The sequence below is a fragment of the Chloroflexia bacterium SDU3-3 genome, from assembly GCA_009268125.1.
Taxonomy (GTDB): Bacteria; Chloroflexota; Chloroflexia; order Chloroflexales; family Roseiflexaceae; genus SDU3-3.
On the sequence record WBOU01000029.1, the window covers coordinates 1 to 21675 of the forward strand.

At 67.2% G+C, this 21675-nt stretch carries 19 protein-coding genes and 1 pseudogene; 8 read left to right on the forward strand and 12 right to left on the reverse strand.

Going from position 1 to position 21675, the window contains the following annotated elements:
* Positions 1-232: nitrate ABC transporter ATP-binding protein (locus F8S13_26730; GenBank protein ID KAB8139757.1), on the reverse strand; the 232-nt coding region annotated here is incomplete at its 3' end.
* Positions 233-454: 222 nt separating this feature from the next.
* Between F8S13_26730 and F8S13_26735 the strand changes: the two genes are divergently transcribed.
* The 7 genes from F8S13_26735 (at position 455) to F8S13_26765 (ending at position 7638) form a co-directional block, all read left to right on the forward strand.
* Entirely contained in the window at positions 455-1873 is a 1419-nt protein-coding gene (locus F8S13_26735; GenBank protein KAB8139758.1) for an O-antigen ligase family protein, read from the forward strand.
* A 38-nt stretch (positions 1874-1911) separates the two neighbouring features.
* Positions 1912-2880, forward strand: coding sequence for an NAD-dependent epimerase/dehydratase family protein (locus F8S13_26740; GenBank protein ID KAB8139759.1), 969 nt, complete (start codon positions 1912-1914; stop codon positions 2878-2880).
* Positions 2881-2935: 55 nt separating this feature from the next.
* Entirely contained in the window at positions 2936-4000 is a 1065-nt protein-coding gene (locus F8S13_26745; GenBank protein KAB8139760.1) for a flippase-like domain-containing protein, read from the forward strand.
* Positions 4001-4086: 86 nt separating this feature from the next.
* Positions 4087-5250 carry a glycosyltransferase family 4 protein gene (locus F8S13_26750; protein ID KAB8139761.1) on the forward strand — a complete coding sequence of 388 codons (1164 nt, stop codon included), beginning with the start codon at positions 4087-4089 and terminating at the stop codon, positions 5248-5250.
* Positions 5251-5258: 8 nt separating this feature from the next.
* The gene (locus tag F8S13_26755; GenBank protein KAB8139762.1) at positions 5259-5891 is read left to right on the forward strand and encodes a phosphatase PAP2 family protein; all 633 of its coding nucleotides are present in this window, start codon (positions 5259-5261) and stop codon (positions 5889-5891) included.
* A gap of 157 nt (positions 5892-6048) precedes the next feature.
* The gene (locus F8S13_26760; protein KAB8139763.1) at positions 6049-7086 is read left to right on the forward strand and encodes a tagatose 1,6-diphosphate aldolase; all 1038 of its coding nucleotides are present in this window, start codon (positions 6049-6051) and stop codon (positions 7084-7086) included.
* 138 nt (positions 7087-7224) lie between these two features.
* Positions 7225-7638 (forward strand): DoxX family protein, encoded by a 414-nt coding sequence (locus F8S13_26765; protein KAB8139764.1) that lies wholly within the window; start codon positions 7225-7227, stop codon positions 7636-7638.
* A gap of 80 nt (positions 7639-7718) precedes the next feature.
* Here the strand turns inward: F8S13_26765 and F8S13_26770 are convergent, their stop codons facing one another.
* The 5 genes and pseudogenes from F8S13_26770 to F8S13_26790 all read right to left on the reverse strand — a co-directional run bounded on the left by F8S13_26770 (position 7719) and on the right by F8S13_26790 (position 13325).
* Positions 7719-9044 carry an RtcB family protein gene (locus F8S13_26770; GenBank protein ID KAB8139765.1) on the reverse strand — a complete coding sequence of 442 codons (1326 nt, stop codon included), beginning with the start codon at positions 9042-9044 and terminating at the stop codon, positions 7719-7721.
* Positions 9041-9733, reverse strand: a complete 693-nt coding sequence (locus tag F8S13_26775) for an HAD hydrolase-like protein (protein KAB8139766.1) — start codon at positions 9731-9733, stop codon at positions 9041-9043. Before F8S13_26775 ends, F8S13_26770 begins: the two co-directional genes overlap by 4 nt.
* Positions 9734-9837: 104 nt before the next feature.
* Positions 9838-10428, reverse strand: a pseudogene (locus tag F8S13_26780) (hypothetical protein).
* A gap of 209 nt (positions 10429-10637) precedes the next feature.
* The gene (gene ruvA / locus F8S13_26785; GenBank protein KAB8139767.1) at positions 10638-11231 is read right to left on the reverse strand and encodes a Holliday junction branch migration protein RuvA; all 594 of its coding nucleotides are present in this window, start codon (positions 11229-11231) and stop codon (positions 10638-10640) included.
* Between the two features lie 9 nt (positions 11232-11240).
* Complete coding sequence (locus F8S13_26790) at positions 11241-13325, reverse strand: protein kinase (protein KAB8139768.1); 2085 nt, start codon at positions 13323-13325, stop codon at positions 11241-11243.
* 550 nt (positions 13326-13875) lie between these two features.
* On the opposite strand from F8S13_26790, the gene F8S13_26795 reads away from it, so the two are divergent.
* Complete coding sequence (locus tag F8S13_26795; GenBank protein ID KAB8139769.1) at positions 13876-14397, forward strand: hypothetical protein; 522 nt, start codon at positions 13876-13878, stop codon at positions 14395-14397.
* Between the two features lie 347 nt (positions 14398-14744).
* Here the strand turns inward: F8S13_26795 and ptsP are convergent, their stop codons facing one another.
* From ptsP to glpA, 6 genes are all read right to left on the reverse strand, one after another.
* The gene (gene ptsP / locus F8S13_26800; protein ID KAB8139770.1) at positions 14745-16412 is read right to left on the reverse strand and encodes a phosphoenolpyruvate--protein phosphotransferase; all 1668 of its coding nucleotides are present in this window, start codon (positions 16410-16412) and stop codon (positions 14745-14747) included.
* A 4-nt stretch (positions 16413-16416) separates the two neighbouring features.
* The gene (locus tag F8S13_26805; protein ID KAB8139771.1) at positions 16417-16689 is read right to left on the reverse strand and encodes an HPr family phosphocarrier protein; all 273 of its coding nucleotides are present in this window, start codon (positions 16687-16689) and stop codon (positions 16417-16419) included.
* Positions 16690-16697: 8 nt separating this feature from the next.
* Positions 16698-17087: a PTS mannose transporter subunit IID gene (locus tag F8S13_26810; GenBank protein KAB8139772.1), complete on the reverse strand. Its 390-nt coding sequence runs from the start codon at positions 17085-17087 to the stop codon at positions 16698-16700.
* 110 nt (positions 17088-17197) lie between these two features.
* On the reverse strand, positions 17198-18457 hold the full coding sequence (locus F8S13_26815; protein ID KAB8139784.1) for an anaerobic glycerol-3-phosphate dehydrogenase subunit C: 1260 nt from the start codon (positions 18455-18457) through the stop codon (positions 17198-17200).
* A 53-nt stretch (positions 18458-18510) separates the two neighbouring features.
* Positions 18511-19746: a glycerol-3-phosphate dehydrogenase subunit GlpB gene (gene glpB / locus F8S13_26820; protein ID KAB8139773.1), complete on the reverse strand. Its 1236-nt coding sequence runs from the start codon at positions 19744-19746 to the stop codon at positions 18511-18513.
* Between the two features lie 57 nt (positions 19747-19803).
* The gene (glpA, locus tag F8S13_26825) at positions 19804-21447 is read right to left on the reverse strand and encodes an anaerobic glycerol-3-phosphate dehydrogenase subunit A (GenBank protein ID KAB8139774.1); all 1644 of its coding nucleotides are present in this window, start codon (positions 21445-21447) and stop codon (positions 19804-19806) included.
* Positions 21448-21675: the final 228 nt, after the last annotated feature.

Below are 21675 nucleotides of genomic sequence, written 5' to 3' on the forward strand. Positions count from 1 at the left end.
CGGAAGGGCAGGGGGAAGCGGCGGAAGGGCAGGGGGAAGCGGCGGAAGGGCAGGGGGAAGCGGCGGAAGGGCAGGGGGAAGCGGCGGAAGGACAGGGGGAAGCGGCGGAAGGACAGGGGGAAGCGGCGGAAGGGCAGGGGGAAGTGGCGGAAGGGCAGGGGGAAGTGGCGGAAGGGCAGGGGGAAGTGGCGGAAGGGCAGGGGGAAGTGATGGAGGAGCCGACATTTTGCATCGCCGTGCTCTCCTTCGTATGTTTGCCGTATAGATCTTTTCTCCTTCCCTTGGAGTCTTGGAGTCTTGGTGGTAACAAACCCCCGCATCTTCGTGGTGAAAACCGTTCCCATGGTATAATGCGCCGCTATATGTGTTTCCTGCGATGACGCAGACGGCCCACGGCTGTCTGCCTTTTTTACCCATGCGCCAAGCTGCTTTCCGCCTCCGCTCGCCCATCCCCATGCCCCTTGCGATCACCCTGCTTGCCGCGCTGGCGCTGGTGCTGGCCCTGGCCCCGCTGCGCATTGCGCTGGCGCTGGTGGCGCTGGTGGCCGTGGCCGCGCTGGCCTGGGTCGGGCCAGTGTGGGGCGTATACCTCGCCATCCTCTCGGTGCCGGTGCAGCAGTACGTGCTGCTGCCGGGCGGCACCAGCCTGACCCAGGCCGCCGTGCTGCTGATGGCTGGGGCTTGGCTGCTGCGCCTGCTGGCCCAGCCCCAGCAGCGGCTGGCGGGCGGCCCCATGCTGTGGGCCTGGCTGGCGCTGTTGGCCGCGTTGGCGCTCTCGGCATCGCTCACCCCCTACGATCAGGGCGAGGCCCTGAAGGCCACCATGCGCTGGGGCGTGGCCTTCCTGGTGTGGCTGGTGGCCGCCAGCGTGGTGCGCGAGCGCTGGCAGGCGCTGGGCCTGCTGGCCTGCCTGCTGGCCGCGCCCGCCGCCGAGGCGCTGATCGGCCTGTTCCAGTTCTTCGCGGGCTACGGCCCGGCCAGCTTCCGGATCGCGGCCAGCCTGCCCTTCGTGCGGGCCTACGGCAGCATCGGCCAGCCCAACTCGTTCGCGGGCTATATGAACATGGCATGGCCGCTGGCCGTGGCGCTGGCGGTGGGCGCGGTGTGGCGCGGGCGGCGCACGGGGCTGCGGCTAGCGCCGCTGGCCGGGCTGGTGGGCGCTGCTGGCGTCACCGGCGGGGCGCTGCTGGCCTCGTTCTCGCTGGGCGGCTGGGTGGGCGGGCTGCTGGGCTGCGTGGGCCTGCTGGCCACGCTGGGGCGGCGCTGGGCGGCGGGCGCGTTCGGCGCGGCGGGCGCGCTGGTGGGCTTCCTGGCGCTGGGCGGTGTGCGGCTGCTGCCCGATGCGGTGGCCGGGCGCATGACGCGGCTCACCAGCATGCTCAACTTCTTCGACCCCGCGACGGTCACCGTCACCCCCGAGAACTTCGCGCTGGTCGAGCGCATGGCCCAGATGAAGGCCGGGGCGCAGATGTTCCTGGCCCACCCGCTCACCGGCGTCGGCCCCGGCAACTTCACGCCCGCCTACAGCCACGTGGCCAGCGCGCCGTGGTATGTCTCGCGCGGGCACGCCCACAACTTCTACCTGCACATGGCCGCCGAGGCTGGCGCGCTGGGGGCGGCGGCCTACCTGGCGCTGTTGGGCGCGAGCATCTGGCTGGCCGTGCGGGCCATGGGCCGCGCGCGCGGCTGGCTGGCCCGTAGCGTCGCGGCGGGATGTTGTGGTATCATCGCAGCCGTCGCTGGACACAACATGTTTGAGAACTTGCACGTGCTGAACCTGGGCGTGCAGCTGTCTGGCGTCTGGGCTATCCTCGCCGTGCTCCCGCGCATTGAAGCGCCCGAGCCGCATGATGAAGGGGACGAGCGCCGCTGATGTGGGCCGCCCGTGCTCTTTGCTAAAGCTGAAACTGTATGCGATACCTTATCACCGGTGGCGCTGGCTTTATCGGCAGCCACCTGAGCGAAGCGCTGCTGGCACGCGGCGATGAAGTGATCTGCGTCGATAACTTCAACACCTACTACGACCCCGCGCGCAAGCGGCGCAACATCGCCGCCGCGCTTGAGCGCCCCGGCTATACCCTGGCCCAGGCCGACATCTGCGACGCCCCCGCGCTGGAGGAGATCTTCGCCACCCACCGCCCACACCGCGTGGCCCACCTGGGCGCGATGGCCGGGCCGCGCCGCTCGGTCGAGCAGCCCAGCCTGTACGAGGAGGTGAACGTGCGCGGCTCGCTCAACATCCTGGACATGGCGCGGCGCTATGCGGTGGGCGGGCTGGTGCTGGCCTCCACATCCTCGGTCTACGGCTTCTCGCCCACGCCCTGGGTCGAGAGCCTGCCCGCCGTGCAGCCGCTCTCGCCCTACGCCGCCACCAAGCGCGCATCCGAGCTGCTGGCCTACACCTACCACAACCTGTACAAGATCCCCACCCGCGTGGTGCGCTTCTTCACGGTGTACGGCCCGCGCGGTCGCCCCGATATGACGCCGCACCTGTTCGTGGACGCCATGGTGCGCCGCCAGCCGATCACGCTGTTTAATGGCGGCGAGGGCATCTACCGCGACTGGACCTATGTGGCCGATATTGTGGCAGGCGTGATGGCCGCGCTGGATGCCGATATCGCCTTTGATACCTTCAACCTGGGCAACTCCAGCCCGGTGGAGCTGCGCGCGTTTGTGGCCAAGCTGGAGGAGATCACCGGCATGGAGGCGCAGGTGGTGTCGAAGCCGCTGCCCGCCACCGAGCCGACCATCACCTACGCCAACACCGAGAAGGCCCAGGCCCTGCTGGGCTTCGCGCCGCGCACCACGCTGGATGTGGGCCTGGCCAACTTCTGGGAGTGGTACCAGCGCGAGGGCCTGAGCCGCGCGATCAACGGCTAGCCGATACTTTCGCCAACATAACGATCGCTGTGATAGGAAAGGATCAGCGGACACCGTGATCAACGAACAATCTTCCGAGTCTTCTTCCGAGGAGGCACCCCAGCTTTCTGCCGATGCCGAGTCTGTCGAGCGCGAGGGCTTCTCGCTCGGCAAGGCCGTGCGCAACCCCCGCACGCTGATCTCGCTGGTGCTGGTGGTGGCGATCATCTTCGTGATCGTCAAAAACTTCGACCTGGATGCGGCGACGATCTGGGCCAACATGAAGCAGGCCAACCTGGGCCTCTACCTGCTAGGCTTCGTGGCCTTCTATGCGACCTTCCCCATCCGCGCCTACCGCTGGCGCGTGCTGATGGAAAACGCCGATGTGCCGATCGCCGAGGGCCGCAAGACCTGGGCCTCGCTGCCAGCGCTGGTGGAGTATGTGGGCCTCTCGTGGTTTGCCAACTGCATCGTGCCGGCCAAGCTGGGCGACGCCTACCGTGGCTACCTGCTGAAGCACAACGGCGGGGTCTCGTTCTCCTCCACCCTGGGCACTATTTTTGCCGAGCGCCTGCTGGACATGCTGTGCCTGTTCGCCTTCCTGATGCTCTCGGCGTGGTCGGTGTTTGGGGTGCACATGCCGCCGGGCACGGGCATCATCTTTGGCGGCGGGCTGGTGCTGGTGGTGGCGATCGTCATCGGTCTGGCGGGCATGCGCTTTTTCGGCCCGCACATCCGCAAGATCGTGCCTGGCCGGTTCCAGCGCATGTACGTCAGCTTCGAGCACGCGGCGCTTAGCTCGTTCCGCCCGGCCATCCTGCCCAAGCTGGTGCTGCTGACCGCGCTGGTGTGGCTGCTGGAGGGCATGCGGCTGTACTTTGTGATCGAGGCGATGCACATCGATGGCATCGGCATCGCGGCGATCATCTTTGTGGCGCTGGCATCCTCGCTGCTCACCGCCATCCCGGCCACGCCCGGCGGCCTCGGGCTGGTGGAGGGCACGGTGGCCTTTGTGCTGACCACGATCTTCTCGGTGGAGCTGAACCTGGCCACGGCGGTGACGCTGCTGGACCGCATCATCAACTTTTGGAGCATCGTGGTCTTCGGCCTGATCCTCTACATCTTCAGCAAGCGGAAGTGACCGGGCGCGACTCGGAAGACCAGGGCGAAAGGTAGCGCTACCTTTCGCCCTTTGTGTGCGCCGCCCGTGCGGCGGCGGGGGCACCTATGATCATTGGTATCGACTACACGGCGGCGCTGCACCAGGGCGCGGGGATCGGGCGCTACACCCGCGACCTGATCGGCGCGGTGCTGGAGCAGGGGCCGCAGCACCAGTATCGGCTGTTCTATGCGGCGGGCGGGCTGGATGCGGGCGGGCCATACATGGCCGAGCTGGCCCGGCTGTGCCGCCGCCCGGGCGTGCGGGCCGCGCCCATACCGCTCTCGCCGCGCCGCCTGACCCAGCTGTGGCAGCGGCTGCGCGCCCCGCTGCCGGTGGAGCTGTTCACCGGGCGGCTGGATGTGCTGCACGCGCCCGACTTCGTGCTGCCGCCCACCTTCGCCCGCACCCTGCTCACCGTCCACGACCTGTCGTTCTTGGTGCACCCCGAGCTGACGGTGCCCAGCATGGTGCGCTACCTCTCCGGGGCGGTGCCGCGCTCGGCCCGCCGCGCCGACCACATCCTAGCCGACTCGCTGGCCACCCAGCGCGACATAACGAGTCTGCTGGGCGCGCCGGAGTCGCGCATGAGCGTGGTCTACCCTGGGCTGGCGGCAGGCTTCGGGCCGCGCCCCGCCGAGGAGTGCGCCGAGGTGCGCGCCCGACTGGGCCTGCCCGAGCGCTTCCTGGTGTTTGTCAGCACGCTCTCGCCGCGCAAGAATGTGGAGCGGCTGGTGGACGCCTTCGCCCAGGTGGTATCGCAGGGCCGGGTCGCGCCTGATCTGGCGCTCATCCTGATCGGCAGCCGGGGCTGGATGGATGAGGGCATCTTCGCCGCGATCGAGCGGGCTGGGCTGGGCGAGCGCATCCGCTGGCTGCGCTATGTGGGTGACAACGACCTGCCTGCGGTGTATAATTTAGCCTCGGCGATGGTGTATCCTTCGATCTATGAAGGATTCGGCCTGCCCGCGCTTGAGGCGCTGGCGTGCGGCACCCCCGTGCTCACCGCCGACAACTCGAGCCTTCCCGAGGTGGTGGGCGACGCGGCGGTGCTGGTCGATGCGATGTCGGTGCCGTCGATTGCGGGCGGGATCGAGCGCCTGATGAATGACAGCGCGCTGCGCGCCCGGCTTGCCGCCCAAGGCCCTGCCCAGGCCCGCCGCTTCACATGGGATCACGCAGCGCAACAGGTGCTGGCCTGCTATGAGCAGCTGGCACAACAGAGGAGATAAACAGACGCATGGCCCAACAACCTCATATGTCGAGCGAACTCCTAGCGGATGACCGCGCCAGCCGAAGCTATGCGTTTGGCCTGCTGCTCTCGCGCATTTTTCACCCGGTGCCGCTGGCTATCTTCATGTTTCTTGTCGTCGGGATCTACGCCGCCGATAGCGCCTCCAGCGGCATCGTGTGGGCTATCGTGTGCGTCCTGACCATGATCCTGCCCACCACGATCTTCTTCGCCGTGCGGCTGCGCCAGGGCGTGTATAGCGACGAGGATGTGTCGCAGCGCCATCAGCGCACCGAGCTGTACGTGGTCTCGATCTCGACCATGGTGCTGGGCACCGGCGTGCTGGCCTACCTGGGCCTGCCGCGCCCGTTCCTCGCGCTGCTGGCCTCGTCGCTGCTGATCGGGCTGCTGGCCTTCGGCATCAACATGTTTTGGAAGATCAGCGTGCACGCTGGCTCGGTGGCCTCGGCGGCCACCGTGGCCACGCTCTACTCGGGCGGGCTGGGCCTGGCGCTGTGGCTGTGCGCGCTGGCGGTGGGCTGGGCCAGGGTGCGCACCGGCAACCACACCGTGATGCAGGTGACGATGGGCATGCTGCTGGCGCTCTCGGTGATCACGCTGGTGTTCCGCCTGATGGCCTAGACCCGCAAGAGGCAATGGACGCGAATACTACGTGAAAGATCCTTTACCGGCGCGCAATTTACAATTATCGCGCGAGGTTTTACAATAGGCGCACAACACATTATCTGTATTGAAGGCATATAACCATAACGCCTCAATGTGATGGAGGTTTAATCCCATGGCCAAAGTCAAGATCACCAAAGGGAAGTACGAGCGCCTGCTCACCTGCTCCGACGAGAATGGCGTGATCGCCGCCGCCGCGATGGACCAGCGCGGCTCGCTGCAGAAGTCGATCGCCAAGGCTCGCGGCGCGAACGGCACCGCCGACGCCCACGACCTAGAGGTGTTTAAGGCCGTCGTCACCCGCGTGCTCACCAAGCACTCCAGCGCCATCCTGATGGACCCCGAGTTCGGCCTGGAGGCGATCAAGCAGCGCGCGCCGAAGACCGGCGTGCTGCTGGCCTATGAGAAGACCGGCTACGATGCGACCCTGAAGGGCCGCCTGCCCGATCTGCTGCCCGAGTGGAGCGTGAAGCGCCTGATCGACGCTGGCGCGGATGCGATCAAGATCCTGCTGTACTACAACCCGTTCGACGCCGAGAGCGTGAACGTGATCAAGCACGCCTTCGTGCAGCGCGTGGGCGCGGAGTGCGCGGCCTACGATGTGCCGTTCTTCCTTGAGCCGATCGCCTACGACGACGAGATCACCGGCGCGTTCGAGTTCGCCCAGGCCAAGCCCCGCTATGTGAAGGGCTACATGGAGGAGTTCTCGAAGCCCGAGTACTACGTCGACATCCTGAAGGTCGAGGTGCCGGTGAACGTGACCTTCGTCGAGGGCATGAAGGTGTTCGGCGGCCAGAAGGCCTACAGCCGCGACGAGGCCAAGGAGCACTTCCGCGAGGCGGCCAGCCTGGCCAAGAAGCCCTTCATCTACCTGAGCGCGGGCGTCACCGACGAGGTGTTCCGCGACACGCTGGAGCTGGCCGCCGAGGCTGGCACGCCGTTCTCGGGCGTGCTGTGCGGCCGCGCCACCTGGCAGGATGCCATCCCGGTCTACGCCCTGGAGGGCGAGGCTGCGCTGGAGGCCTGGCTTGAGGACCGCGGTCTGGCCAACGTGCACGCGCTGAACGCCGTGCTGGCCAAGGGTGCGAAGCCCTGGTGGGACTTCTACGGCGGCAAGGAGAACCTGGAGATCATCGAGCGCGTGATCGCGTAGTCTTCCCGCCTACCGTCTGCCTGCCCGCGTGTGCCGTTTGGCGCGCGGGCTTTTTTCGTCATATGGTCGCACTTGCTTTTCCTTTCTTTGCATGTATACTCACAAAGAACATACGTGCGTGTGAGAAGGAGCGTAAGCATGCAGTCGACGTCGGTCGCTACCGCCCCCTCTGCGGGGAAGATTCGCTGGGCTGGCTATGTGCTCATGGCGCTGGCCGGGTTGTTTCTGCTGATGGATGGCGTGGTGAAGCTGATGCAGGCGCAGGTGGCGGTGGAGGCCACCGTGGCGCTGGGCTTCTCGGCCAGCGTGCTGCCGGTGCTGGGCGTGCTGCAGCTGGCTTGCCTAGCGATCTACCTATTCCCCCGCACCGCCGTGCTGGGCGCGGTGCTGCAGACCGGCTACCTGGGCGGCGCGATCGCCATCCACCTGCGTGCCGACACCGGGCTGTTCAGCTACATCTTCCCCGTGCTGATCGGGCTGATGATCTGGGGCGGCATCTACTTCCGCGAGCCGCGCCTGTGGCCGCTGCTGCCTTTGCGGAAGGTAGGCTAGGCGGGGCGTCCGAGGTGCACAAGGGCGGCTGGCATACGCCAGCCGCCTCTGTTTTTGCGCTATAGGATTCGCGCCGACCGCTAGTCGTCGCCATCCTCGCCCGCCATGATCACGGCCACCGGGCGCATGCGCGCCAGCGGGCGCACCAGCCCGGCGTCTACCTGGATCTGCATCCCCCGCTCGATGTCCTTGTAGGCGTGTGGGGCCTCGTCGGCGCTCAGGCCCTCGACGAGGATGTCGTGCCGCTGCATCCAGCGCCGCGCCTCGGCCAGGCTTACCCGGCTGCGGGCCTGGGCGCGGCTGCCCAGCCGCCCAGCCCCATGCGACGCACTGGCGAGCGCCTGCGGGTTGCCTAACCCGGCCACCAGGTATGAGGCGCTGCCCATGCTACCGGGGATGATCCCCAGATCGCCGGGGCCAGCGGGCGTGGCCCCCTTGCGGTGGATCACCGCGTCGCCCTCGCGCCAGGCGAAGTTGTGGTGGTTTTGCGCGGTTAGCAGTGGCCGCAGGCGCGCGCGCCGCGCGAACAGCTCGTGGATGACCTCGTGGTTGGCCCTGGCGAAGTCGCCCGCTAGCTCCATGGCCTGCCAGTACTCCTGCCCGGCCTCGCCATCCAGGCTTAGCCACTCGTACATGCGCGGCACCTTGGCGCGCTGCGCGGTCTCCTGGCTGGCCAGCCGCATGTAGGTGTTGGCGATGGCGTAGCCCACCCCGCGCGAGCCGCTGTGGGTGAGCAGGCCGCAGAACGCCGCTGGGGTGCCCGCGTCGGGTGCGATGGCCTCGCCCACCACCAGCTCAGCAAAGTGGTTGCCGCTGCCGCTGGTGCCCAGCTGCTGGGCGGCCTTCTGGCGCAGGCTGCGGGTCTGCGAGGTCATACCCCAGCGCGCATCCTCCAGGATGGCGTGGTCGGCGCTGCGCAGGCTGTTGCCGCCCGCGCCGAAGCTGGTAACCTCGCGCAGGCTGGCGAACAGGGCCTCGCGGTTGGTCAGCAGGTCGTCGGGCGACATGTCGAAGATGGTGAGGTGCATGCGGCAGCCGATGTCCACGCCCACCATGGCCGGAGCCACGGCGCGGTGTGCGGCGAACACCCCGCCGATCGGCAGAGCGTAGCCGGGGTGGCCGTCGGGCATCAGCGCGCCGCCCAGGGCGATGGGCAGGCGTAGCGCCAGCTCCAGCTGGGCCACGGCTGGCTGCTCGATGTCCGCGCCCACCTCGCCGAACACACGGTAGGGCTGCGGCGCCTCGCGCATGCTGGCGATCTCGGGCGGCGGGCCGAACTCTTGGGCGATGGTGGCCTGGATCTGCTCCACGGCTACGCCCTGCTTCTTCAGCGCCGCCGCCCTGGTGGCCATGGCGGTGAAGCGCTTGTCGCCCTTCCAAGCGGCGATAATCTGGTTGGGCTTCATTCGCCCAGGATGATCTTGACTGCGATCGCCGTGTCGGTCAGATCTTCCAGCACGGCATCGGCCCCAGCCTCGCGAAGCTGCTGGCTGGTAAACGCACCGGTGGCGACGGCGATGATGCGCGCGCCATTGGCTTTGCCGCAGGCCACATCGTTGGGCGTGTCGCCGATCACCACGATCTCCTGTCCGCTGAAGGTGCGCCCGTAGCGCGCGGCGGCCCGCTGCACGGCGAAGGGTACGAGCGCCGGGCGGTGGTGGTGGTCGCTGCCGTAGGCCCCGATCTCGATATCCAGGTAGTGATCTAGCCCAAAGAACGAGAGCTTGGCGCGGGCGCTATCCTTGATGTTGCCGGTGAGCAGAGTCTGCAGCACGTCGGGGGTCTGCTGCAGGTGTTGGAGCACCTCGCGCACGCCTGGCATCGGCCCGCCGCGCCGCGCATACTCCTCGCGGCGCGCGGATAGCTCCTCCATGTAGATATCGATGAAGCCCGGCATCTGATCAAGCAGCGCGGCCTGGTCGTGGTCGGGGTAGGAGTTGAAGAGGATCTGGCGGTCGGTCATGCCAGCGTAGGCGAAGGGCGCACCGGTGATCACGCCAAAGGTGCGCGTCATGGCCGCGCGCAGCGATTCGCCCGCCACGCCGCCGCTGCGGAGGATGGTGCCGTCGATGTCCCAGAGGATGAGGTGTTTCACAGGAACTCCATTGGTGTGTTGCAAAAAAACGAGCGATGATGCGGGGCTTTGCGCCCAGAACACCATCGCTCGGGTATCACATTGTCTCGATCGGGCCAGCGGGCCTATTTTTGCGCTGGCAGCGGGTCGGGCTGGGGTACATCCAGGCCCAGGAAGGGTGCGATCGGGTAGACCAGCCGATCGACCACCTGGCCCAGCCGCCGGAACTGCGGGGCCAGCTCGGTGTCTTTCATGGCGATGTCGACAGGCACATCCAGCTTGATCGGGATGGTCACGTTATCCAGCGGGATATCCATCTTCAGCGCGATTTTGAGCGGCGTGCCCTGCGGCAGCACCAGGTTGATGTTGCTGGCCCGCAGTCGGTTGCCCCCGCCCAGATCGATGTCGGCACCGGCCAGGCTCAGCGGCACCGGCTCCTGCAGGGTGACGGTCGTCACCTGGTCGACCGGCACCACCACGCCTGCGCCCTGCAGCGGCAGCGGCTGGTCGAGCGCGATGGTGGTGCGGATATGTGCGGCCTGGAGCTGATCGACCACATCGCGCAGCTCGGATACCTCGCCTGTGGCGAAGCCCTGTAGCCCCACGCCCGCGCCAAACAGCTGGGTGCGCCAGCTGAACACAAAGCCAACCAGCAGCAGCACCACCGTGAGCAGGATGATGTTCATGATGAACGAGGTCAGCACCATCGCTTTCCAGAGCTTGGGCAGCGTGGATGTGATCGGCTGCGGCTCTGGATCGACTGGCTCGCTGCGGCGGGGTAGGAAAGAGAAGCGGCGGGCTTGTGGCTGGGCCATGTGTCAGCTCCTTGCTGGATGCTACCAAGTACCGTATGTGCCAGTATAGCTCACAACAGAGCAGTATGCAAGGTGTATGGCTTTGCAATGCACTTTGGCACGCAAAGGTTCTAGGGCGTGCCGAAGTGGCGCAGCGCCAGCCGCAGCCGCTCCTCTAGCTCGGCGGGGGCGTCGGCGGGCAGCGCGGCCACGGCCCCCGCCGCCTCGGCGGCGCTGAAGCCCAGGCTGGTGAGCATCTCCACCAGCTCGGCGTTGGCGCTGGTGGCGGCGGGTGTGGCGCCAGCGGGCAGCGGCCCGCCCTTCACACCCACTTTGGTCTTCAGCTCTAGCACCAGCCGCTCGGCGGTCTTCTTGCCGATGCCGGGCACCCTGGCCAGCCGCGCCGTGTCGCCCCCGGCGATCGCCAGGCGCAGCTCGTCGGGGGTGGTGGTGGAGAGCAGGCTCAGCGCCACCTTGGGGCCGATCCCGCTCACGCCGATCAGGGTCTCGAATAGGTGGCGCTGGTCGATGGTGGCGAAGCCGTACAGCGCCAGCGCATCCTCGCGGATGTGCATGTGGGTGTAGAGCCGTACCTCGTCGCCCAGCTGGCCCAGGTTGGCCAGCACGGTCTTGGGCGCGAAGACCTGCAGACCCATGCCGCCCATCTCCACCACGCAGTGGTCGACGCCGAGAAAGATGAGCGCCCCGCGCACCGATGCTATCATGCCTTCTCCCTAACGTGTCACCAGCATCACCACCAGCAGCAGCAGCACCGCCACCGCCAGCCCGATGGCAACCCACATGTACACCCGATCCCAGTTCAAGAAGCGCCAGTCGTTGGGGATGTTGTGCTGGAAGCCGTAGATATGCAGGCTGTAGGTGTTGACGATCTGCTGCTGGGCGGGCGTCACGCCTTCCTTGCCCTTGGGCATGGGGGCCTCGGCGGCCTTCTGCATCTCGCCGAGGTCGAACACCAGCTCGGCCACAGGGATGAAGCTCACCACCAGCTCGGTCAGCGCGATCTTGGTGGTGTCCTCCACCACGCCTTTCTCGGCCTCTTTGATCAGGCCAGCCACGGCGGGCAGGCTCTTCCACGCGCCGCGGAAGCCGCCCACCTGCCGCTCGTGGTAGACCTCGCTGGGCGTGCATGTCTTGGCCAGCCAGGCCTCATCTACATTGGGCAGGTCGTCGTGGCTGTTCAGCTCCATGGTGCGGCGGCTCCAGGCCACGGTCTTCTGCTCGATCATGCGGCCCACGCCATCGCAGGCGGCGCACTTCACCCCTCCCGTGCCGGTGCAGTCGGGGCAGGGGATGATGGTCTCGGTCTTGGCCGGGGCTGCGGTGGCGCTGGCGGTGGCCGCGCCGCCGGGGCCTGCGGGCTTGGCGGCGTCGGGCTTGGGCGCGGTGGCGGCGCTGGCCACCGGGGCCTCGCGCACGATCGTGATGCGGCCCTTGCCCTTGCAGCGCTGGCACGGCACGCGGGCCACGCCGCTGCACACGCCGCAGTTCACCACCCGCACCGAGCCAGGCACCACCACGCTGCCGCCCGGCTCGGGGCCAAAGCCCTTGGGCGCGGGCAAGCTCATCTCCCAGCGGCCCAGCTCTTTTTCCAGCGGGAACTGGGCAGCCTTGCGATCTGGCTCGGCGCTGCTCTTGGGTGGCAGGCGGGTCTCGTAGAGCACGCGCAGGGTGTAGAAGTAGATGTTGGTGTGCGTGATGCGGTGCATGGCGGCCTGGCGGCCCAGCAGCCTGCGCCGCATGCGGCCCTGCTCGCTCCACGCGTTCAGCAGCTCGGCCAGCTCTTGCGGGTTCGAGAGTGTGTCGGCGTGCTTGCGGGCCTCCTGGATCGGCCCCTTCAGCAGGTCGGGGCCAAGCACGGTCTCGACGGGGTGCAGCTCGACTGGCGGCGTGATCGGGATGGTGGCCCGGATGGCGGTGATGCCCTGCGATGCGCTGGGCTTGTCGCTGGGGCTGATCACCTGGGTGGTGGCGGTGTGGCGGTTCAGCACCGCCTCTAGATCCTCTAGCGCCAGCTGCACCGAGGGGTAGCGCTTGGTTGGGTCCACCGCCATCATGGTCTGGATGACGCGGTCCACGCCGGGGGGCAGGTTGGTCACCCCCACGTCGGCCAGGGTTTTGGGCGGGGTGAAGGGGCCGCCGCCGCCGTCGGCCATGCCGGGCGTGTGGTCCCAGGGCAGCCGCCCGCTGAGCATCTCGAACAGCACCACGCCCAGGCTGTAGATGTCGGACAGGTGCGTGACCGCCGTGGCCGAGGCGGCGTGCTCGGGCGAGAGGTAGCCCGGCGTGCCCATCACCGCGCTCACCGTGGTGATGCCGGCCTTGCCCGACTGCCGCGCGATCCCGAAGTCGGTGAGCAGCACGCGCTTGGCCCCCGACTCAAGCAGAATATTGCCCGGCGAGACGTCGCGGTGGATGACGCCGCTGGTGTGCGCGAAGTCGAGCGCGGCACCGGCGCAGCGGAAGATGTGTACGGCCTGATCGAGCGAGAGCTTCTTGCTCTGCCGGAAGGCCTCGCGCAGCGACCCGCCGTTGACATACTCCATGACGGTGTAGTGGTGCGGGCCTTGCGTGCCGTGGTCGAGGATCTGGATGATGTTGGGGTGCCGCAGCCGACTGGTGATCGCGGCCTCCAGCGTGAATCGCTCGATCCACTCCTGATCCTGCGAGAGCAGCAGCTTGATGGCGACGGGCCGATTCTCGAGCGACTGATGGCGCGCAAGCCAGACCTCGCTCGATCCGCCTTTGCCGATCCGCCTATCGAGGGTGTAGTTTCCAATACGTGATGGGAGATTGCTCATACCGTGTTTCTCGTTCGGACGGCACCCAGAGGCCGCGCCCAGCCATTATACCACGGTACATCTGTGCGCATTGTTGGCGGGCTGCTAGCGGTGGTCGGTTTTCTTGGCTGGGTGTTTTCGGCCCGCTAGGGCTTCGGGCTGCTGGGCTGGCTCTTTTTCGTGGGGAGATCCTAGCATTCCATGCCATTGCATCCTCGTAGGATTGCTGGGCTGGATGTCCTGTCATATATAGGCGTATATGTATATCAGATAATTTTTTGAAAAATGACGTTTATCTATGTTTGCTTGTATCATTTTGCTATATAGGTTAAATAAAATAGATTATTAAATGATATTTTAATAATTATAGTATAATTTAATAGGGTATTTACAGTATAGCGAACCTATGATACTATAGCGCTTGTCCCTGAAGGCGAATTTATATCAATACAAAAATACGCTAAACTTGATACTCATACATATCAAGGTTGGCGGTGTAGAAATGGTGTCTAGGGTACATTGTGCCTTATACATAGGTTGAGTGTGTCTTCTGAATAAAAAGGAGTTGTCAATGGCTTGGAACCGACGTCTTATGACAGGAATCCTGAGCGCGGTGGTGATGATCGGAAGCAGCTTTACGGTGGCGCAGGCGGCGAACCCCAGCTATGATGATACCTACACCAACATTACCTACACCGGTACTTGGCAGGCGGTTACTGGGGTGATCGGCGCGGTGAACCAGACGCTGCACTGGTCGAACGTGACAGGTTCCGAGGCGTCCTTTTCCTGCCCGGCGGGCGGCAGCGGAGCGTATGGCGTGGCCTTCTACCTGACTGCCAGCAAGGCCTACAACCGGGGTATCGCGAATGTCTGGTTTACCAGCCCGTTCTACCCTGGTGAGATTCGCGGCCTGACGAAGGTGGATCTGTTCGAGCCAGGCGTGACGCGCCAGGTGCGCATCCCGATCAGCACCGATATGCCGCTTGGTACTGGTAGCCCCTATACCATTCACGTACAGGTGAGTGGCGAGAAGAACATATCCTCTAGCGGCACGTTTGTCGATATTGACAGCTACGAGTGCGATCTGAGCTAGGCAGCGCATAGCCTCGTTTCTGCTACGATTATGCCAATGCCCCAAGATAAACTATCTTGGGGCATTGGTATCTTTCAGCACACTTTCTTGATCTTGTGGCAATACAGGTTGTGGAGGCAAGCATAGGGATAGCCTGTGTGCATGGATGAACATCAGGTGAGGTACACTCATCTCAGGAGAAAATAACATAGGATTGTAGGATTATAATCACCCTGCGACGCATATCTCTACTGTAGAAATGAGATCGAGCGTATATGCCAATCTCGGCGCTGGCTCGGGGATCGTGATCATATTTTCGCGATCCCCGAGCCAGCGCCGAGAGTTTTGTCGGTAAATGGCTCTGCTGCTCAGTGCTCGCCAGCGAGCATGCGCTGTGCGGCCTGCTGGGCCTGGGCCAGGGTGGCCTGCCCCAGCTGCTCCTTGGTGGAGGGGATGGCGGCGGGCACCATGGACAGCTCGTCAAGGCCGAGGCCGGCCAGGGCCAGGGCGGCCTCGGGGTCGGCGGCCAGCTCGCCGCACAGGCCGATGGGGATGCCTGCGGCGTGCGCGGCCTGGGCGGCCAGCTGGATGAGGCGCAGCACGGCGGGGGACTTGTGGGTGTAGCGGGCAGCCAGCGGCGACTGCCCGCGATCGGCGGCCATGGCGTACTGGGTCAGGTCGTTCGAGCCGACGCTGAAGAAGGCGGCCTCGCGGGCCAGGATGTCGGCGGTGACGGCGGCGGCGGGGGTCTCGATCATGATGCCCACGGGCAGATCGGCGCGGTGGGCGATGCCCTCATCGGCCAGGCTCTGGGCGGCGGCGCGCAGGCGGGCCTTGCCCCAGCGCAGGTCGTCGAGCGTGGCGACCATGGGCAGCATCACCCACAGGTCGCCGTGGGGCGCGGCGCGCAGCAGGGCGCGTAGCTGGGTGTGGAACAGCAGCGGCTGGGCCATGCATAGGCGCAGGGCGCGCACGCCTAGGAAGGGGTTTTCCTCGTGGGGCATGGGCAGGTAGGGCAGGGGCTTGTCGCCGCCGATGTCGAGCGTGCGCACCACCACGGTGCCGCCCTCCATGGCTTCGAGCACCGCGCGGTAGGCATGGTACTGCTCGTCCTCGCTGGGCGCGCTGGCGCGGTCGAGGAACAGGAACTCGGTGCGGAACAGGCCCACGCCCTCGGCCCCGCTGGCGCGGGCGGCCCGGGCCTCGTCGGGGCTGCCGATGTTGGCCCACAGCGCCACGGGCGTGCCGTCGGCCAGCTGGCCGGGCTGGCCGCGCAGGGCGCTCTGGCGCGCGGCGGCGGCGGCTAGCTCCTCGGCGCGCTGGCGGTAGCTGGCCTGCTGCTGTGGGGTCGGGTCGGCGATCAGGGTGGCCGCGCCGCCGTCGAGGATGAGCGGGGTGCCGGGGGCGATGCCCAGCAGCCCTGGCCCAAGGCCCACCGCCGCCGGGATGCCCAGCGAGCGAGCCAGGATGGCGGTATGGCCGGTGGGGCCGCCGTAGGCGGTGGCGAAGCCCGCCACGCTGCCGCCGCGCAGCCCGGCGGTCTGGGTCGGGGTCAGGTCATCGGCCAGGATGATCGCGCCGGGGGGGATGTCGGCCTGGGCCTGCTGGCCGCCGATGGCCAGCAGGATCTCTTGGCCCACCGCGTCCATATCGGCGGCGCGCTCGCGCAGGTAGTCGTCGTCCAGCGCCTCAAGCGTGGCGCGCATGGCGGCGGTGGTCTGGCGCACGGCCTGCTCCAGCGGTGCCTGCTCGTCGTTCACCAGCCGCGCCACCTCCTCGCTCAGGAAGTCGTCCTCGACCAGCAGGGCCTGGGCGTCGAAGATGCCCGCCTCCTGCTCGTGGCCCCCGTCGCGGAACTGCTGGGCCAGGGCGCGCAGGCGCTCGGCGGCGCTGGCGCGGCCCTGGGCGAAGCGCGCGAGCGCGGCCTGGGGGCTGGCGTCGGCGGGCGCGGCGGGCGCGGCCTGGGCGGCCAGGTGGGCCGCAGGGCCCAGCGCCACCCCTGGCGCGCCGCCGACCCCGGTGAGCGTGTGTGGCATGGCGCTACTCCCCAAAGTTGTCCTGGATGAGCTTCACGAGCGCTGCGACCGCCGCATCCTCATCGTCTCCCTCGGCGCGGATGACCACGTGGTGGCCGGTCTTCACGCCGATCTGCAGCAGGTTGAAGGCGCTGATGGCCACCGCCTTGGTGCTGGGGCGGTCGAGGTTCTGGATGGTGATCTTGCTGGTAAACTGGCGGGCGGCCTGCACGAAGCTGGCGGCAGGGCGGGCGTGCAGCCCGACGGGATGGGCGACGGCGACAGTTGCTTCTTTCATTTTTTCTTTTACCCCTGCACTTTCACAAGCTCGCGGCCCTGCAGCGCGGCGGCGGCGGCCTCGGCTAGGCTCGCGCCGCTGGCGGCCTCCACCCCGGCCAAAAACGCGCCCTCGACGATCGGGCCGTCGCTGATCTGCACCGGCACGCCGCTGTACATCTCCAGCGCGGTCTCAAGTGCGATCACCGCGCCGGAGAGATCGACTAGGGCCAGGATACCCTCGGGCGACTCGGCCTCGCGCAGGCCATCTAGGATGCGGTCTACGCTGGTGCCAAGCCCACCATCAGTGCGCCCACCGGCTGCGACGATTTTAATCTGGTTGTGTGTTGCTTGCCCGACAAATTCTTGGATACCCTCAGCAAGCTTGGCGCTATGAGAGACGATGAGCAGGCTAACCATAGGCGTTCCTCTTTTTCTGCCGCGCGCCAATAGCAGAAAAGGGCGCGCGGCTCACACAGGGATGGTGCTGCGCGGGGCTGGCCGCGCAGCGCATGGGGCTTTGCTGGGGGCTAGCTGTAGGCCTCGCGCAGGATCTCGATCGGGTGCTTGCTGGCCACGCCGCTGCCGTGGGTGATCTGCCAGCGGCAGGTCTCCGAGTCGCACAGGGCCTCATCGCTGCCGCTCTCGCGCACGAAGTCGAACAGCGGCTTGCCCACATCCATACCGATCTGGTACTTCTCCTGCTTGAAGCCGTAGGTTCCGGCGATCCCGCAGCAAGCGGCGGTGCTGTCGGTGATCGTCAGGCCGGGGATTAGCTCCATGATGTCGAGCGCGGGCTTGCCGATGCGGTGGGCGCGCAGCTGGCAGGGCGCGTGGTAGGGCAGGCTGCGCTCGATGGGCTTGAAGTTGGTGTTCAGCTCGCCCTTCTCGTGCAGCATGCGCAGGAACTCGAAGATATCGTAGGTGTTCTCGGCCACGGCGCGCACCGGCTCGGAGTGCAGGCCCAGCAGCTCGGGGGCCTCCTCCTTCAGCGTCAGCGTGCAGCTGGTGCTGGTGCCCACGATTGGGATGCCCTTCTGGACGTAGGGGTAGAGCTTCTCGACGTTGTAGTCGTGGTACTTCTGCGCGTCGGGGAAGGCCCCGTTGGAGAGCAGCGGCAGGCCGCAGCAGCCCTGCTCGGCCACGATCACCTCGTAGCCGTTCAGCTCTAGCACCTCGATGGCGGCCTTGCCCACGTGCGGCTCGTAGTAGTTGGTGGCGCAGCCGTGGAAGAAGACCACCTGTTTTTTTGCGCTGGCCGTGGGCGCGGCGGGCGTGGGGCTGCCGCCCTCCTGGGCTTGCCTGCGGCTGCGGCGCTTCACCCACGAGCGAAAGGTGTAGGTGCTGAAGGGCGGGAAGGGGGCCTTGCGTGCCACGCCGAACAGCTTCTCGGCCACATAGCGGGCCGGGCCGAAGTTGGCCGCGAAGTTGGCCAGCGGGGCCTGCGGGCCGCTGCCCAGCACGCCGATGATGTCGGAGTGGCCCAGCATCAGGTTGCGCAGCGGCAGGCCCTTCTCCTCCACGATCTTGGCGCGGGCGCGGGCGTTCAGCTCGGCGATGCGCACGCCGGTGGGGCAGACCTGGTTGCACACCCGGCAGCCCGAGCAGTAGTCCACCGACTCGTCGGGGGTGGGCTGGCCGGCCTGGCGGAAGCGCTGGGCCTGCGGCCCCACGTACTTGGGGCCGGGGAACTTGTCGGTGACGGCGCTGACGGGGCAGGCCGACGCGCAGATATTGCACTTGATGCAGTGGTCGAGCGACTGCTCAAGCGACAGCTCGATCAGATCTATCGTATGTTCCATAGGTGTTTCCTGCTGGTTTTCTGCTGGGTATCGTTGGGCCGCTAGAGCAGGCTCTGGGCTGCCGCGTAGCCGGTGGCCAGGGCCAAGCCGCTGTAGCAGCGCTCGCGAACAGGGTCAGCGCCTGCAAGCGCCGCGCCAGCAACCGCGACATTTTCATACACCACCTGCCCACCATCGATCGGGCGGAAGCGCGTATCTACCGCCACCCCGGCCTGGAAGATCGGGTGGCCCGTCGGGTCGAGGAAGCGCGGCGAGAACCACTGGCCGCGTCCCTGCGGTGCCAGGATGGGCAGGCCCAGGGCGCGCTCCCAGACCTTGCCCTCGGGGTCGCTCCAGACCCCGCCGCCGCCCACGCCGCCGGTGGCCAGCACGAACTGCTGTGCGCTGTGCTGCTGCTGGCGCGCGGCGGCCTCGCTGTAGATATGGCGCAGCTGCTGGCCCTCGCCCTCGGCGCGCTCCACGAACGCGCCCAGCTGCATGCGCCCGCCCGCCGCCGTGATCGCTCTGGCGAAGATCTCGGCCAGGCGCATGCCGGGGACGGATGCCGGAACGGTGGGGATCTCGAAGATTAAGGCTCCGGCCTCGCGCTGAAGGTCGGCCACCACGGCCATGGGGTCGTGCAGGCCCAGCACGGCGGGCAGGCCGATGCGGGTGGCGTCGCCCTTCAGCTTGCGCAGCTGCTGGCCGATCTGCGCGCGCCACTCGGGGCGGTCGAACAGCAGGGCGAAGCTGCGGGTGTTGAAATCGAGCGTGCGCCCGGTGGATGCGGGTAGATCCAGGTAGACGCCCTGGGCGTCGTGGCCCTGCTCGCGCAGGTTGGCAGCGATCATGGGCGGGAAGAAGTCGCGCAGCTGGCGGAACCCGGCGATCAGCGTCTTGCCGCCCTGGCGCATGTCGCCCGCCGCCATGGTGGCGGGGAACAGCGCCGCCGGGCGCAGCGCGCCGATGGCGGTGGGCAGCAGCACGTTGCGGTCAAGCCCGCCCACGTAGGGGTAGCGGGCGGCCTCGACCAGCGCGCGGAAGCGCTCGATGGCGGACTCGACCTGGGCCACACCCACGCGGGCGTAGGGGTGCTCGGGCCGACCGGCGATCAGGGCCTCTAGGGCCTCGCGCAGGGTCTGGTCGCCCACCGCGCCCCAGATGTCGATGGTGCCGGGTGTCCAGTGGGTCGCGCCCTGGCCCTTGGCCAGCACGAGCGGCCTGCGCCCGGCCTCGGCGAGCTGGAGCGCGGCCATCAGGCCCGAGAGGCCAGCGCCGATAACAATAGTGTCTCGCATAGGTTCTATCTCGGTGTCGGTCGCGCGGCCAGGGCGGGCCGGGCCACGCGGCGGTGCTTATGCGTTGTCGTACTCGGTGGCGATCGCGGCGTGCTTGGTGACCACGCCCTCGCCCGCCTGGCTGTTCTCGCCGCCGGGGGGCAGCAGGTCGACACCCAGCGTGTCGAGGTACATGATCTCGTCGAGCCGAGCCTGGCGCAGCTGGTCTGCCCACATCACGGCGGTCAGGCCCTTCCAGCGCTCCTGGAGGAAGTGGCGCAGCAGCGCGCCCGAGAGCGAGACGCTGGAGGAGCCACCCTCGGCCTGCTGCGCGGCCTTCTGCTCTTCCCAGAGGGCCACGGCGCGGAAGGTGCAGAAGCCGCCCTGGCACGGCCCCATGCCCAGCCGGGTGTCGCGGCGGATGTCGTCGATGTTGCGCGCCCCGGCCTGGATAGAGGCCAGCACGTCGCCGCGCGTCACCAGCTCGCACTCACAGATCAGGTCGCCGTAGGTGTCGTCGCGCTCGATCTGGGCCAGCCGCTCGCCCTTGCGGTGGAAGTGGCCGGCTTGGTTGTGGGGCAGGATCTCGCCTGCGGTGCGGCAGGGCTGGGTGTTGCCCAGCTTCTTGGCGATTGCGTCCACCGCCTCCTCGGCCATCATGCGGTAGGTTGTCCACTTGCCGCCCACGATCGACATCAGGCCCTCCACGCCGTCGCGCTGGCTGTGGTCAAGCAGCTTGTAGGTGCGGCTGATGTCGCGGTCGTCGGCCACATCCTGGTCTTTGTAGAGCGGGCGGACCCCGGCCCAGGCGCGCAGGGCGCGGTAGGATGTGAAGTTGGGCACCAGCTTCGCGCCCTCCTCCATCATCAGGGCCACCTCGTCGGGGTCGATGCCGTAGACATCGGGGTCGGGCACGTGGCGGTCGGTGGTGCCGATCACGGCCACGGTGTGGGCAGGCACGATGATGTCGCCGTCGGCGGGCATCTTGCAGCGGTTGATCACAGTGTTGACCATGCGGTGGTTCATGGCCACCATCACGCCCTTGCCGGGCACCACGGTCACCTTCACCCCGGCCATGCCTGCGATCTTGCCCGCCCACGCGCCTGCGGCGTTCAGCACATAGGCCGCCTCGATCCGCTTGTGCTCGCCGGTGCTCAGGTCTTCCACCACCGCGCCCACCACGCGGTCGCCCTCGCGGATGAGGTCCACCACGGCGTGGTAGGGCAGGGCCTGCGCGCCGTAGTGCTTGGCCGAGAGTACGTTCAGGTCGGTGGCCAGGAACGAGTCGGCGGATGCGTCGTTGACCTCGAAGGCGCGGCTGATGCGCGGGTTGAGCGCTGGCTCGCGGCGCAGCGCCTCGGCCACGCTGATCTCCTCGCAGGCCACGCCGGTCTTGCGGCAGCCTTCCAAGAAGGTGTCGCCGTAGCTCGGGTCATCCCAGGGGGTGGCCACGAAGAAGCCGCTGGTATCCTCGATGCAGTGCGGCATGATCGTGCGCAGGATCTTATTTTCCACCGCGCACTCGTGGGCCGACTGCGGGTCTTTTACCGCGTAGCGCCCGCCGCTGTGCACCAGGCCGTGGTAGCGGCCCGTGGTGCCGTGGGTCATGTCGCCCTTCTCGACCAGCACGGCGCGGATGCCGCGCATGGCCAGGTCGCGCAGGCAGCCAGCGCCGGTCGCGCCGCCGCCGATGACAAGCACTTCGGTTACGATCGTTTGCATAGGGTACGCCTTTGTTTGTTGCGAATGAGCGCGCAGCATCCTAGCGCGGCGGGCGCGTGCCTCGTCGCCATCGGCGGCCCGTGTTGTGTGTGGCTGCGCTTGCTCGTGGTCGTGGTGATGCGGTAAAGAAGATATGCCGAGAAAATGTAAAGGGAAGGAGGTCGAGCGCCCGTAAGACAAAGGGTGGGCGCTCGGCCAAATCCGCATAAGGAAGACAACGCGGGCGCA

Excerpts from the sequence above, each read along its gene's own strand:
- glpB (KAB8139773.1), bottom strand. The coding sequence starts at position 19,746 with ATGCGAGACACTATTGTTATCGGCGCTGGCCTCTCGGGCCTGATGGCC.
- F8S13_26805 (KAB8139771.1), bottom strand. The coding sequence starts at position 16,689 with ATGAAAGAAGCAACTGTCGCCGTCGCCCATCCCGTCGGGCTGCACGCC.
- glpA (KAB8139774.1), bottom strand. The coding sequence starts at position 21,447 with ATGCAAACGATCGTAACCGAAGTGCTTGTCATCGGCGGCGGCGCGACC.
- F8S13_26765 (KAB8139764.1), top strand. The coding sequence starts at position 7,225 with ATGCAGTCGACGTCGGTCGCTACCGCCCCCTCTGCGGGGAAGATTCGC.
- ruvA (KAB8139767.1), bottom strand. The coding sequence starts at position 11,231 with ATGATAGCATCGGTGCGCGGGGCGCTCATCTTTCTCGGCGTCGACCAC.
- F8S13_26790 (KAB8139768.1), bottom strand. The coding sequence starts at position 13,325 with ATGAGCAATCTCCCATCACGTATTGGAAACTACACCCTCGATAGGCGG.
- F8S13_26760 (KAB8139763.1), top strand. The coding sequence starts at position 6,049 with ATGGCCAAAGTCAAGATCACCAAAGGGAAGTACGAGCGCCTGCTCACC.
- F8S13_26755 (KAB8139762.1), top strand. The coding sequence starts at position 5,259 with ATGGCCCAACAACCTCATATGTCGAGCGAACTCCTAGCGGATGACCGC.
- F8S13_26735 (KAB8139758.1), top strand. The coding sequence starts at position 455 with ATGCCCCTTGCGATCACCCTGCTTGCCGCGCTGGCGCTGGTGCTGGCC.
- F8S13_26795 (KAB8139769.1), top strand. The coding sequence starts at position 13,876 with ATGGCTTGGAACCGACGTCTTATGACAGGAATCCTGAGCGCGGTGGTG.
- F8S13_26770 (KAB8139765.1), bottom strand. The coding sequence starts at position 9,044 with ATGAAGCCCAACCAGATTATCGCCGCTTGGAAGGGCGACAAGCGCTTC.
- F8S13_26750 (KAB8139761.1), top strand. The coding sequence starts at position 4,087 with ATGATCATTGGTATCGACTACACGGCGGCGCTGCACCAGGGCGCGGGG.
- ptsP (KAB8139770.1), bottom strand. The coding sequence starts at position 16,412 with ATGCCACACACGCTCACCGGGGTCGGCGGCGCGCCAGGGGTGGCGCTG.
- F8S13_26810 (KAB8139772.1), bottom strand. The coding sequence starts at position 17,087 with ATGGTTAGCCTGCTCATCGTCTCTCATAGCGCCAAGCTTGCTGAGGGT.
- F8S13_26740 (KAB8139759.1), top strand. The coding sequence starts at position 1,912 with ATGCGATACCTTATCACCGGTGGCGCTGGCTTTATCGGCAGCCACCTG.